The 12,998-nt window shown below is 73.9% G+C and carries 11 protein-coding genes and 1 pseudogene; 10 read left to right on the top strand and 2 right to left on the bottom strand.

The features are described from left to right. Positions 1-44: 44 nt before the first annotated feature. The gene (locus ACF088_RS27050) at positions 45-1,076 is read right to left on the bottom strand and encodes an SAM-dependent methyltransferase (protein ID WP_392378429.1); all 1,032 of its coding nucleotides are present in this window, start codon (positions 1,074-1,076) and stop codon (positions 45-47) included. A gap of 173 nt (positions 1,077-1,249) precedes the next feature. On the opposite strand from ACF088_RS27050, the gene ACF088_RS27045 reads away from it, so the two are divergent. Together ACF088_RS27045 and ACF088_RS27040 are read left to right on the top strand one after the other, a co-directional pair. Beyond that, positions 1,250-2,455, top strand: coding sequence for a sensor histidine kinase (locus ACF088_RS27045; protein WP_392378427.1), 1,206 nt, complete (start codon positions 1,250-1,252; stop codon positions 2,453-2,455). A gap of 128 nt (positions 2,456-2,583) precedes the next feature. Continuing rightward, positions 2,584-3,267, top strand: coding sequence for a response regulator (locus ACF088_RS27040; protein WP_392378426.1), 684 nt, complete (start codon positions 2,584-2,586; stop codon positions 3,265-3,267). 239 nt (positions 3,268-3,506) lie between these two features. Here ACF088_RS27040 and ACF088_RS27035 read toward each other — a convergent pair whose 3' ends face one another. Continuing rightward, entirely contained in the window at positions 3,507-4,616 is a 1,110-nt protein-coding gene (locus tag ACF088_RS27035; RefSeq protein ID WP_392378425.1) for a DUF5937 family protein, read from the bottom strand. A gap of 100 nt (positions 4,617-4,716) precedes the next feature. Between ACF088_RS27035 and ACF088_RS27030 the strand changes: the two genes are divergently transcribed. The 8 genes and pseudogenes from ACF088_RS27030 to ACF088_RS26995 all read left to right on the top strand — a co-directional run bounded on the left by ACF088_RS27030 (position 4,717) and on the right by ACF088_RS26995 (position 12,955). Then, positions 4,717-4,971: a hypothetical protein gene (locus ACF088_RS27030; RefSeq protein WP_392378424.1), complete on the top strand. Its 255-nt coding sequence runs from the start codon at positions 4,717-4,719 to the stop codon at positions 4,969-4,971. Positions 4,972-5,489: 518 nt separating this feature from the next. Next, positions 5,490-6,572, top strand: a complete 1,083-nt coding sequence (locus ACF088_RS27025; protein WP_392378423.1) for a Rossmann-like and DUF2520 domain-containing protein — start codon at positions 5,490-5,492, stop codon at positions 6,570-6,572. A 35-nt stretch (positions 6,573-6,607) separates the two neighbouring features. After that, a pseudogene (panC, locus tag ACF088_RS27020) lies at positions 6,608-7,696 on the top strand (pantoate--beta-alanine ligase); the annotation flags it as partial. A 248-nt stretch (positions 7,697-7,944) separates the two neighbouring features. Beyond that, the gene (locus ACF088_RS27015) at positions 7,945-9,801 is read left to right on the top strand and encodes an L-aspartate oxidase (protein ID WP_392378422.1); all 1,857 of its coding nucleotides are present in this window, start codon (positions 7,945-7,947) and stop codon (positions 9,799-9,801) included. Between the two features lie 84 nt (positions 9,802-9,885). After that, positions 9,886-10,980 carry a carboxylating nicotinate-nucleotide diphosphorylase gene (nadC, locus tag ACF088_RS27010; protein ID WP_392378421.1) on the top strand — a complete coding sequence of 365 codons (1,095 nt, stop codon included), beginning with the start codon at positions 9,886-9,888 and terminating at the stop codon, positions 10,978-10,980. Positions 10,981-11,092: 112 nt separating this feature from the next. Further along, the gene (locus ACF088_RS27005) at positions 11,093-11,890 is read left to right on the top strand and encodes a type III pantothenate kinase (protein WP_030081646.1); all 798 of its coding nucleotides are present in this window, start codon (positions 11,093-11,095) and stop codon (positions 11,888-11,890) included. A gap of 228 nt (positions 11,891-12,118) precedes the next feature. Then, on the top strand, positions 12,119-12,730 hold the full coding sequence (locus ACF088_RS27000) for a hypothetical protein (RefSeq protein ID WP_392378568.1): 612 nt from the start codon (positions 12,119-12,121) through the stop codon (positions 12,728-12,730). A gap of 45 nt (positions 12,731-12,775) precedes the next feature. Beyond that, positions 12,776-12,955, top strand: coding sequence for a hypothetical protein (locus ACF088_RS26995; RefSeq protein ID WP_392378420.1), 180 nt, complete (start codon positions 12,776-12,778; stop codon positions 12,953-12,955). Positions 12,956-12,998: the final 43 nt, after the last annotated feature.

The raw sequence follows: 12,998 nt of genomic DNA, 5'->3' as shown, positions 1-12,998 counted from the left end.
GGGAACAGTCTTGCAGCACGCCGCCGCGGGAGCCGCCCTGGCCCTCAGGCGGCGTCCGGCGGCCCGAGCAGGCCCGCGCACGCCTCGCCCACCGGCTCCAGGAGCCATCCGAAGCCGCCGAGGCCCGCCGGATCGGTCAGTTCCGCCGCCGCCCCGGCCGCGCTCAGGGCCCGTACGTAGCCGGCCGGGTCGGTGGCGGCCAAGGCGAGCGGCGGACGCCGGCCGTCCACCCCCAGGGCGCGCAGCGCCGCGCGCTGGGTCAGCCGCTGCGCCGACGGCCCGGCGCAGGCGTCCAGCGCCACATGCGCCGTGATGTCGCAGCTCCCGTCCGGAACGGGTGCCACCTCGCGGCCGTCGCGGAAGCCGGTGAGCGTGCCGAAGAGCGGTCGGCCGCCCCGCTCGTGCGCATAGTCGACGGCGACGGCGAGCCCGGCGCGCAGCGCACGGACGGCCCGCGCCCAGGCCTCGTCCCGGGGCCGGCCGATCTCGGCGCGCAGCCCGGGGGAGACGGCGCCATCCGGGGCCGGCGGGGGTGCCCACCACCGGCCGAGCCACTGTGCGTCCCCGCCGTCCACCGGCTCGCCCAGCCGCTCCGTGCCGTCGGCGCGTACGAGAACCCGGCGCGGCACCCCGTCCGCATCCGTCTCGACGACGTCCACCGGCACATTGTCGAGCCATTCGTTCGCGAACAGCAGGCCGGTGACCGAGCCGGGGGCGGGCAGCTCGCCGCGCCAGGCGATCCGCGGATCGAGGCCCTCGGGGCGCACGGCGCGCTCGACCGCGCACGGGCGCAGCCGCGCGGCGACCTCTTCGGGCAGCGCGGCCAGCACGCCGGTCAGCAGCTCGCCGCGCCCCGCGCCCACATCGACCAGCGCCAGCTCGTCCGGACGGCCCAGCGCGGTGTCCACCCGGCGCAGGAGGGTGGCGACGGCATCGGCGTACAGGGGGGAGGCGTGCACGGAGGTACGGAAATGGCCGGCCGGACCGGGGCCCCCGGGGCGTGTGTAGAAGCCGTCGTCGGGACCGTACAGCGCCCGTTCCGTGGCCTCGCGCCACCCGCACCACTCGTTCGTCACGCGCCCCACGGTACGGGCGGGTACCGCCCCGCGCGGACGGGGTGGCACGCAGGCCGTCCCCCCTTCCCACACATTTGGCGCATGGAGTCTCCACCTTGGGGAGTAGGCCCGGCGCACAGGATCGCTCCTCCGGTTGACTCGTACACGTATGCACGGTGCCTACGCTGGGTTACGTGCAGCGCCTCTATGACTTCCTCCGCAGGCACCCGACGGGAGTGGACACCTTCTGGGCCGTCCTCCTGCTCGGGTTCGGCGTCCTGTGGGTAGCGAGCGAGGCCAGTGGCCTCCGGCAGATCTGCGCCGCGATCTTCACGGTCGGCCTGTGCCTCGTCGTCGCGCTGCGCCGCAAGGCGCCGGTGAAAATGCTGCTGCTGACGGCGGCCATCGGCACCGGCCAACTGATCTGCGGCATCCAGACCATGCCCGCCGACTTCGCGATGTTCGTGATCGCCTACACCGTCGCGTCCGCACCCGCCGTCCCCCGCTGGGCCTCCCGCTGCGCCCTCGCCGGCGCCCTCTTCGGCCCCGCCCTCTCCGCCGTGCGCTTCAACGACGTGTTCGGCGGGCGGACGATAGGGCAGAGCCTGTTCGGCACCACGCTGCTCGCCGTGCCCTTCGTCCTGGCCTGGGTGCTCGGCGACTCCATGCGCACCCGCCGCGCCTACTGGGCGCAGCTGGAGGAGAAGGCCGCCCGGCTGGAGAAGGAGCGCGAGGCACAGTCCCGGATCGCGGTCGCGGCCGAGCGCGCCCGTATCGCCCGTGAACTGCACGATGTCGTCGCCCACAACGTTTCGGTGATGGTCGTCCAGGCCGACGGCGCCGCATACGTCCTCGACGCCGCGCCCGAGCAGACCCGGCAGGCCCTGGAGACGATCTCCGGCACGGGACGCCAGGCGCTGGCCGAAATGCGCCGGCTGCTGGGCGTCCTGCGCACCGGCGAACAGGCCGAGGGCGGCGAATACGTCCCCCAGCCGGGCGTGGACCAGCTCAGCGACCTCATCGAGCAGGTACGCGGCGCCGGACTGCCGGTCGACTTCCAGGTCGGGGGCGAGCCGCGGGAGCTGCCCAGCAGCGTCGAACTCACCGCCTACCGCATCGTCCAGGAAGCACTCACCAACACCCGCAAACACGGCGGCCCCGCTGTCGCCGCGACCGTCCGGCTCTCCTACCAGGACGACGATCTCGATCTGCTCATCGAGGACGACGGACGGGGCGCGCAGCGCGAGCTCTACGAAGAGGGTGGGGCGGACGGCCTCGGCCACGGCCTGATCGGGATGCGCGAGCGGGTCGGGATGGTCGGCGGCACCCTGGCGGCCGGACCGCGGCCGGGGGGCGGCTTCCGGGTCAGCGCCGTCCTGCCGCTCAAACCGGAGCGGTGAGCGGTGAGCGGGGCGACCGGGACGGTGCTGCGGCCGGCCGGCCCGGCGACGCTCACCCGGGAATCCGCCCCGCCGCACTTCACCCCGTACGCTCGGCCCCCACTCCTGCCCGAAAGGACCCCCTGCCCATGACCATCCGTGTGATGCTCGTCGACGACCAGGTGCTGCTGCGCACCGGTTTCCGGATGGTGCTGGCCGCACAGCCCGACATGGAGGTCGTCGCGGAGGCGGGGAACGGTGTGGAAGCCCTGGAGGTGCTGCGCGCCACCCAGGTCGACGTGATCCTCATGGACGTACGGATGCCGCAGCTCGACGGTGTGGAGGCCACCCGCCGGATCTGCGAGGGCGGGCAGAAGGAGGGCGCTCCGAAGGTCCTCATCCTGACCACCTTCGACCTCGACGAGTATGCCTTCTCCGCGCTGAAGGCCGGGGCCAGCGGTTTTATGCTCAAGGACGTCCCGCCCGGTGACCTGCTCGCCGCGATCCGGGCGGTGGAAAGCGGCGACGCGGTCGTCGCCCCGTCCACCACCCGCCGGCTCCTCGACCGCTTCACCCCCATGCTGCCCGCCACCTCCGCCGAGCCCGCCCGGCCCGAGCTGGAGCGGCTGACGGAGCGCGAGCGGGAGGTGCTGCTGCTGGTCGCCCAGGGCCTGTCCAACGGTGAGATCGCGGCACGGCTGGTGCTCTCGGAGGCCACCGTCAAAACCCATGTGGGCCGCATCCTCACCAAGTTGAGCCTGCGGGACCGGGTCCAGGCAGTGGTACTCGCGTATGAGACGGGGCTGGTGCGGGCGGGGGGAGCGGGAGCGTAGCCGGGGCGTAGCAGGGGCGTAGCAGGGGCGCGCGGCGCGGGCGCCGGGGCGGGCGCAGGGCGGGCGCCGGGGGGACGCACCCCGCGGCTCCGGGCCGTCCGGCCGCTTTCCCCCCGCCGTGTCCCTCCACGGCGTACGCCGTCTGCGCGCTCTGCTTCTGCGCGCTCCGGCCTCCGCCGGGCGGGCCGCCGTCAACGCATCACGCCGTCAACGCATCGCGCCGCTAACGCATCACGCCGTCAACGCAGCACGCCTTCAAGGAAGTCGCTGCCCAGCCGGGCCACCACCTGGAGGTCCAGCTGGTGCAGCACATAGCGCCCGCGACGGCGCGTCTGGATCAGCCCGGCCTTCTTCAGTGTGGCGATATGCCGCGAGACCTCCGGCGAGGTGATCCCGAACGCGTGCGCCAGCTCTCCCGTCGTATGCGGCCCCCGTGACAGCGTCCGGCACAGCTGCATCCGCATCGGGTGGCCCAGCGCCTCCAGCCGCTGCTGGACGAGTTCCAGTGCGGCCGGCGCCGGCAACTCCGGGTCGGCGACCGGGTACTGGAGCACGGGGCGCCAGCCCGGGGCGTGGCCGAACACCAGATGCGGCCAGCCGAACGACGTCGGCAGGAAGGTGACGCCCGGATCCGCGGGACTGGCAAAGGCCGTCGTACGCCCCCGGGCCAGCTTGTCGACCAGGATGCGGGTACCGCCGCTGCCGCCCTGCGCGTCCTCCAGGGACAACGCCTTCGACGTCGCGGACAGCGTCTCGGCCAGGCCCTTGTGGCGCAGCAGCTCGGTCTTGTGCCGGGCATCCGCCGCCAACTGGATGCCCACCCGCCGCCAGATGTCCCCGAAGAACGCCTCCTCGCAGTCCTCGAACAGGCGGCGCAGCCATACCCGCAGGCCGTCGGGGTCGGTGAGCATCCGGTCGGTGAAGGCCGCCTGCCGCGGACCGCGCGCGGCGGCCATCTCCCGTACCCGCGCCCGCTCGTCCGCATCGACGAGGGGCGAGGGGGTGGGGCGGGTGTAGCGCGCCGAGCAGGTGATCTCGAACGCGGCGGCCACGAAGCGCTCGTCGTCGATCGTGTCCAGCTCGTCCAGCTCCCCGGCCAGTGTCGCCCCGGGACGGGCCGGCAGCAGGATGTCGGCACGGGAGGACCGCCACAGGAAGTCCGCCTCGCACAGCCGGTCGGCCAGGTCGGGCTTCAGCGCCGCGTTGGTGGCGGTGACCCAGCCGTGCAGCCCGGGGTGGTGGCCCGGCTCGGAGAGTGCATGCAGCGCGGCGCCCAGCTCCGCCAACGGCGAAGGGGAGAAGACGACGCGCTCCGGCGGCAGCCCGGTGATGTCGATGACGTTGGCCATGCGCCCATCATGCGCGAGGCCGCCACCTGCACGGACGTCGATTGACGGCTCCCGTCAATCGACGGGCCACCGGCCACGGGGCCGCCCCACAGTGAGGGACATGAACGCCGCTCAGCAGCACCTCCTCGACACCTACCGGGCCGCCCGGCGAGGCGAAGCAGCCCCACCCGCACCGGGCACCCACACCGTCCGCACCGCGCACGAGATCCAGCAGTGGCGCCGCTTCCAAGCCGTCGTCACGGACCCCGACAGCCGTCTTCGGGGACGTGCCCGGCGGGGCGGGCGACCGGGCATCGTGGCCTTGCTGCGCCGCCTCACCGCCCGATCCGGCCAACGAACCCCACGAACTCCCTGACGGCCGCCCACACCTCGCCGACCGCCCAGGCCATGGCGGAGGCGGCAACCGTCACCTCTGCCGACGCCGCCCCGGGCGGTCCGCCCGGGGCGGGCTCGAACCACCTCTGGAACCGCGCTGTCCCGGAACCCTCCGGCGCGTGCTCCCGGAAGGACGACCCGCATCGCCCTCCGGCGCTTCCCGCGAGCCCGCGTCCGTGACACCCGTGTCCGTGACACCTGTGCCCGTGCCCCCTTCGCCCGCTTCCCTCATGTGCTTCATGTGTTTCATGCGCCCCCCTGGCTGCTGTTCTCTCACGGCCCGCTGCCACGCCTCTGCCACGCCGCTGCCGCGCCTCTGCGCGGCACTGCACCGAGCATTGCTCAGACCTGCGCGAAGCCGCGACCCCTGTGGATAACCTCGTGAGAGACCCCCGTCTCACCTTCCGTACAGCTCTGAAGGCCGCCGGAAACACTCGCGTAGCATGGCGAGGAATCGTCCGGTACCCCCCGCGGACTGGAACGGAAGGCCATCGCCGCGTGAATGCAATGCCACCCACCGAGGCCCAGGACCGCCCCGCCCGGCTGACCGTCGGAGTCGTCGGCGCGGGCCGTGTCGGGCCCGCCCTCGCTGCTTCGCTGCAGCTCGCAGGGCATCGTCCGGTTGCCGTGTCGGGCGTCTCCGATGCCTCCGTACGGCGCGCCGCCGACCTGCTGCCCGATGTCCCGCTGGTCACCCCGGCCGAGGTGCTCGCCCGCGCCGACCTCGTGCTGCTGACCGTCCCCGACGATGCCCTGGCCGACCTGGTCAGCGGCCTCGCCGAGACCGGCGCCGTACGCCCCGGCCAGCTGCTGGTGCACACCTCGGGCCGGTACGGAACCGCGGTACTGGACCCGGCCACCCGGGCCGGCGCCCTGCCCCTCGCCCTGCACCCGGCCATGACGTTCACCGGCACCTCCGTGGACGTCCAGCGGCTGGCCGGCTGCTCGTTCGGGGTGACTTCGCCCGACGAGCTGCGGATGGCCGCCGAAGCGCTGGTCATCGAGATGGGCGGGGAGCCCGAGTGGATCACGGAATCAGCGCGTCCGCTCTATCACGCGGCGCTCGCCATCGGCGCGAATCACCTGGTCACGCTCGTGGCCCAGTCGATGGAGCTGCTGCATGACGCGGGTGTGCAAGCCCCGGACCGGATGCTGGGGCCCTTGCTCGGCGCCGCCCTGGACAATGCGCTGCGTTCCGGTGACGCGGCGCTGACCGGCCCGGTCGCCCGGGGGGATGCCGGCACGGTCGCCGCCCATATCGCGGAGCTGCGCCGGCATGCGCCGCAGAGCGTTGCCGGGTACGTCGCCATGGCCCGTACGACCGCGGACCGGGCCCTGGATCACGGTCTGCTGAAGCCGGAACTGGCCGAGGACCTCCTCGATGTACTCGCCGACTCCGGCGACGGCCCCGGGCCGGCACCAGGCACCTCCGGGCCAGGTAGCGGCACTTCCGGCACGCCCGGCACGCCCGGCACGCCCGGCCCGGACGGCGAGGGACGCGGACCGGACCCCGACGCACCCGGCCCGGACCCTGACGGTCCCGATGCCCCCGACCACGGCCCCGAAGGAGGCGACCGATGACCTCCTCGCCGCAGATTCCGGACCCGGACCAGCCCATGGACGCAAGCCGGGCCCGCTCCGCCGACACGCGCCACCCCACCCCGTCCGCCGACGCGCGCCACCCCGCCCCGCCCGTGGACGCGCGCCACCCCGCCCACCTCGTCCACACCGCCGCCGCCCTGCGCGAGGTGCCCCGCCGCGCCGGCGCCCGTGCCGTCGTCATGACCATGGGCGCACTGCACGAGGGCCACGCCACCTTGATCCGCGCCGCCCGTCGCCGGGTCGGTCCGCGGGGCCAGGTCGTCGTCACGGTCTTCGTCAACCCGCTGCAGTTCGGCGCCGGGGAAGACCTGGACCGCTACCCGCGCACCCTCGACGCGGATGTCGAGCTGGCCGCAGCGGCGGGCGCGGACGTGGTCTTCGCCCCGTCCGTCGACGAGGTCTACCCCGGCGGAGAACCGCAGATCCGGATCGCCGCGGGCCCCATGGGCACCCTCCTGGAAGGCGCCAGCCGCCCCGGCCACTTCGACGGTGTACTGACCGTGGTCGCCAAGCTGCTGCACCTGACCGCACCGGACCTCGCCTTCTACGGTCAGAAGGACGCCCAGCAGCTCGCGGTCATCACACGGATGGCCGCCGACCTCAACTTCCCCGTCGAGATCGTCGGTGTCCCCACGGTGCGCGAGGACGACGGCCTCGCCCTCTCCAGCCGCAACCGTTACCTCTCGGCCCCGGAGCGGAGCACCGCGCTCGCGCTGTCGGCGGCGCTGTTCGCGGCCCTGGACCGGCTCGCCGCCGAGGAGGCGCTGCGCGCCCGCGCCGCCTCCGTGGGCCACGCGGCCCAGCACCGTTCCGCCGCCCTGGCCGCCCTCGGCGAGGACCGGGCGGCCGCCGACGCGCACGCCGTCGCCTACGCCGCCGCGGGGCCCCTGCACGGCCCCTCCGTGGCGCGCGCCGCGGCCCGCGCGGTACTGGAGGATGCCGCCCGGCTCGACCCGCCGCTCACACTGGACTACCTGGCTCTGGTCGACCCGTCCGATTTCACCGAGATCCCGGATGCGTACGAGGGCGAGGCCATCCTCGCGGTCGCCGCCAAGGTCGGCAGCACACGACTCATCGACAACATCCGCCTCGTCTTCGGAGCCGGACGACCGGAGGCAACCGCCGCCCACCGCGGCGGCGCCACGAGGCGGGACGGCTCCACTACGCACGGCGGCGCCACTACGCACGGCGGCGTCACTATGCAGGACGACACCACCACGGACCCGGCCACTTCCGCCGCACCCGCCGCACCCGCCACATCCCCCACATCCCCCACATCCCCCACATCCCCCACATCCCCCACATCCCCCACATCCCCCACCACCCCCCAAGGCCCCCTCGGAGCGACCCGATGACCGCCACCGGAACAGGCACCGGAACAGGCACCGGAACAGGCACCGGAACCGACAGCGGAACAGGCACCGCCCCCGGACCCGGCCCCGTAGCAGGCACCGGCATACGCCTGAAGGCCCCCGCCCCCGGCTGGTCCATCGAAGCGGATGTCGTGGTCGTGGGCTCCGGGGTGGCGGGGCTGACCGCCGCGCTGCGCTGCGCCGCGGCCGGCCGCCGCACCGTCGTCGTCACCAAGGCCCGCCTGGACGACGGCTCCACCCGCTGGGCGCAGGGCGGTATCGCGGCGGCTCTGGGCGACGGCGACACCCCGGAGCAGCATCTGGCCGACACCCTCGTGGCAGGCGCCGGACTGTGCGACGAGGCGGCCGTCCGGACCCTGGTCACCGAGGGCCCGGACGCCGTGCACCGGCTGATCCGCACCGGCGCCCGCTTCGACACCGCACCGGACAGCGACGAGATAGCGCTCACCCGCGAAGGCGGCCACCACCGCCGCCGTATCGCGCACGCCGGCGGTGACGCCACCGGGGCCGAGATCTCCCGCGCGCTCGTCGAGGCGGTCCGCGCCGCCGGGCTGCGGACCATCGAGAACGCACTCGTCCTCGACCTGCTCACGGACGCCGACGGCCACACGTCCGGCGTCACCCTGCACGTCATGGGGGAGGGCCAGCACGACGGCGTCGGCGCCGTACGCGCCCCGGCGGTGGTGCTCGCCACCGGGGGCATGGGACAGGTCTTCTCCGCGACCACCAACCCGGCGGTCTCCACCGGCGACGGGGTGGCCCTGGCGCTCCGCGCCGGCGCGGAGGTCTCCGACCTGGAATTCGTCCAATTCCATCCCACCCCCCTGTATTTGGGCCCGGACGCGGAAGGTCAGCAGCCGCTGATCTCCGAGGCCGTACGGGGCGAGGGCGCACACCTCGTCGACGCGGACGGCACCCGCTTCATGGTCGGGCAGCATGAACTCGCCGAGCTGGCGCCGCGCGACATCGTCGCCAAGGCGATCATGCGCCGGGCGCACGAACAGGGCGTCGAGCACATGTATTTGGACGGCCGGCACTTCGGCGCGCAGATGTGGGAGACCCGTTTCCCGACCATCCTCGCCGCCTGCCGCAGCCATGGCATCGACCCGGTCACCGAGCCGATACCGGTCGCCCCGGCCGCGCACTACGCCTCCGGCGGCGTACGCACCGACCTGCGCGGGCGCACCACGGTCCCGGGCCTCTACGCCTGCGGCGAGGTCGCCTGCACCGGCGTCCACGGCGCCAACCGGCTCGCCTCCAACTCCCTCCTGGAGGGCCTGGTCTTCGCGGAGCGGATCGCTGCCGACATCGCCGAAGGTCCCGCGCCGGCGCCTGCCACGCAGCCCACCCCGGCGCCCACCCCGGCGCCCACCCCGGCGCTCGCCACGGACGCCGCCCCCGCGTCCGAGCCGTGCACCACCCTCCCCCTTCTCCCCCTTCTCCCCCTCCTCGCCCCCGAGACCCGTATCGCCGTGCAGCGGATCATGACCGCCGGAGCCGGCGTGCTGCGCAGCGCCGGAAGCCTCGCCCGCGCCGCCGCCGAACTGGACCGCCTCCACCGCGAGGCGACGGAGGCGAGTGCCGACACCACCCACAAGTCCCCCGAGCCCGGTGTCGAAGCCTGGGAGGCCACCAACCTCCTGTGCGTCGCCCGGGTGCTGGTCGCCGCGGCGCAGCGCCGTATGGAGACCCGCGGCTGCCATTGGCGCGAAGACCACCCGGACCGGGACGATGCCGCCTGGCGCCGGCACTTCCGCATCACCCTGGATGCGGACCGCGCACTGACCCTCCATACGACGGCAACCGCCGATTTCCCGCCGACCACGGCCTCCTGACCACCGATCCCACCGCTCGCCGAGACAGATCCCCGCACCCCTCAGCAACCCCCCGCCCCCCTCCCCGAATACGGAGCCCAGCCCGTGAGCAGCACCCGCGACGACCTCCCCCTCCTCCAGATCGGCGGGCCCACCGGCGGCGCCCCCGCCTCGGGGTCCCCCCGGACAGCGTCCGGGGGAGGCTGCGGCGACGCCTGCGGCTGCAGCGGCGGCGACGAGGGCGCGTACGAGCTCGACCCCCTGACCTGCGGCCTCGACCCCGACCTGGCCGCCCTCCTGGTGGCCGCCGGGCTCGACCCCGTACAGGTCGAGGACATCGCGCATCTCGCCGTCGAGGAGGACCTCGACCAGGGCGTGGACATCACCACCGTGGCCACCGTCCCCGAGGACGCGGTCGCCACCGGCGACTTCACGGCCCGTGAGGCCGGTACGGCCGCCGGACTGCGGATCGCCGAGGCGGTGCTGTCCATCGTGTGCACCGACGAGTTCGCGGTCGAGCGGCACGTCGAGGACGGCGACCGGGTCGCGGCCGGCACCCCGCTGCTGAGCGTCACCACCCGTACCCGCGATCTGCTCACCGCCGAGCGCAGCGCGCTGAACATCCTGTGCCGCCTGTCGGGCATCGCGACCACGACCCGGGCCTGGGCCGATGTGCTCGAAGGGACCAGGACGAAGGTCCGCGACACCCGTAAGACGACGCCGGGGCTGCGTGCCCTGGAGAAGTTCGCGGTGCGCTGCGGTGGCGGCGTCAACCACCGGATGTCGCTGTCGGACGCGGCCCTGATCAAGGACAACCACGTGGTCGCGGCGGGCGGCGTCGCCGCGGCGTTCACGGCCGTACGGGCCGAGTTCCCCGGTGTGCCGATCGAGGTGGAGGTCGACCGGATCGACCAGATCCCGCCGATCCTCGCCGAGGGCGCCGATCTGATCCTGCTGGACAACTTCACCCCGGAGCAGACCCGGGAGGCCGTGGAGCTGGTGGCCGGGCGCGCCATGCTGGAGTCGTCGGGCCGGCTGACCCTGGACAACGCCCGCACCTACGCCGAGACCGGCGTCGACTACCTCGCGGTGGGTGCGCTCACGCACTCCTCCCCGATCCTCGACATCGGCCTCGACCTGCGCGAGGACGACGGGCAGGGTGCCCGGGGCGCGGACGACGACGTGCGCGAGGGCAGCTGACGGCCATGCTGCTGACCATCGACGCAGGAAACCCACGCCCACCCGTCGCCCCACCCGCCACCCCGGGCGGCGAGCCCTTCGTGCATGACGTGACCCGGAGGCGGTGCGGAGCATGCTGCTGACCATCGACGTAGGAAACACCCACACCGTGCTCGGCCTCTTCGACGGCGAGGAGATCGTCGAGCACTGGCGGATCTCCACCGACGCCCGGCGCACCGCCGACGAGCTCGCCGTCCTCCTCCAGGGCCTGATGGGCATGCACCCACTGCTCGGCGACGACCTGGGCGACGGCATCGAGGGCATCTCCATCTGCTCCACGGTCCCCTCGGTTCTGCACGAGCTGCGCGAGGTGACCCGCCGCTACTACGGCGATGTGCCGGCCGTCCTGGTGGAGCCGGGCGTCAAGACGGGCGTGCCGATCCTCATGGACAACCCGAAGGAGGTCGGCGCCGACCGGATCATCAACGCCCTGGCGGCCGTCGAGCTCTACGGCGGCCCCGCGGTGGTCGTCGACTTCGGCACGGCCACCACCTTCGACGCGGTCAGTGCGCGCGGCGAGTACGTCGGTGGCGTGATCGCTCCGGGCATCGAGATCTCCGTGGACGCGCTGGGCGTCAAGGGCGCTCAGCTCCGCAAGATCGAACTGGCCCGGCCGCGCAGCGTCATCGGCAAGAACACCGTGGAGGCCATGCAGTCCGGCATCCTCTACGGCTTCACGGGCCAGGTCGACGGTGTGGTGCAGCGGATGGCGCGCGAGCTGGCCGAGGACCCGGACGAGGTGACCGTGATCGCCACCGGCGGGCTGGCGCCGATGGTGCTCGGTGAGTCGTCGGTGATCGACGCGCACGAGCCGTGGCTCACCCTCATCGGGCTGCGGCTGGTCTACGAGCGGAACATCGCCCGGTCGTAAACGCTCGGTGCCCGGTCGTAGACGCGCCTCGCCCGGCTGTGGCCCGGCGGCGCCGGGGCATGAGCGGCCGGTCCGTGCAGAACGTCGCCCGGCCCGCGGAGCCCTCTCCGGCGCCGGGTGCGCGGTGGTGCGGCTCGCGGCCGCGCCACCGTTCACGAATTAAGCGGCTTTTGTCGAAAACGGTCGTAAAGTCGCCACATGCCAATGCCAAACGGAACCCGCGGCGGCATGGCGTTCAGCGCCGATGAGTTGCGTGTGCTCCGTCGCGCCCTCGCCCATGCCCTGCAGACGACGTCCCACCCCGCTCCGCTCGGCGCCCTCGGCTCCGAGTGGTCACAGGACATCCAGGAATATCTCCGGCTGGCCGAGGCGGTCGACGAGGCGGTCCGCGAAGGCGGCCGGCTGCGCGCCTTCCTGCTCGCCGACCTCGCCCGGTACCGCGAAGCCCTGCCCGGCTCGGCCGCCGGCTACCTCGCGCAGCTGACCGAGGCGCTGGCAGCCGGCCATGTCCCCGGCCCCGACGACCTCGCCGCCCTGCGCTCGCTGGCCGCACGGCCCGTCGGCCCGGCCGAGCGCGCACGCCGCGGCACCCTCCTGCGGCACTGCGAGCAGTTGGCCGAACACTCCGTGCGGACCCGGCTCCGCGCACTGCCGGGCGGCCGATCGGGCGCCCGCAGCGGGCGGGAGCCCGAGCGGGAGCCCGAGCCGGAGCGCAAACCGGAGCCCGCGCCGTCGCCGCAGCCGAAGGCTCCACGGCGGGACCGGCCGATCCCCACCCCGGGTGAGGTGTTCCCGCCGCGCCGCAGGCCCGCCCGGCCCCCCGAGAGCCGCACCGCCTGAGGGCTGCGTACTCTGGACTCCCCGCCCCAAAGGAGGCCGAACGCCATGGATTACGTCGCAGCGCTGCTCCCGCCCGTGGTGATGGCCGTGGCCTTCACCGCCCTGATCGTGACGATCGTCAAGAGCCAGGGCGGGGCGAACAAGGCCAAGGAGGACGCCGCCGTGGACGCCGTGCTGTCCCGCACCGAATCCGCCGGCCAGGAGCCCACGGCGCACGGCGCCTGAGCCGCCCGCCGCCCTTTCGGCGGCCCGCACGCACCGCACGGCC

Source organism: Streptomyces sp. NPDC015125, assembly GCF_043080045.1.
GTDB lineage: Bacteria > Actinomycetota > Actinomycetes > Streptomycetales > Streptomycetaceae > Streptomyces.
The sequence above is the reverse complement of the archived record's forward strand: the minus strand, read 5'-3'. Positions and strand labels throughout refer to the sequence as shown.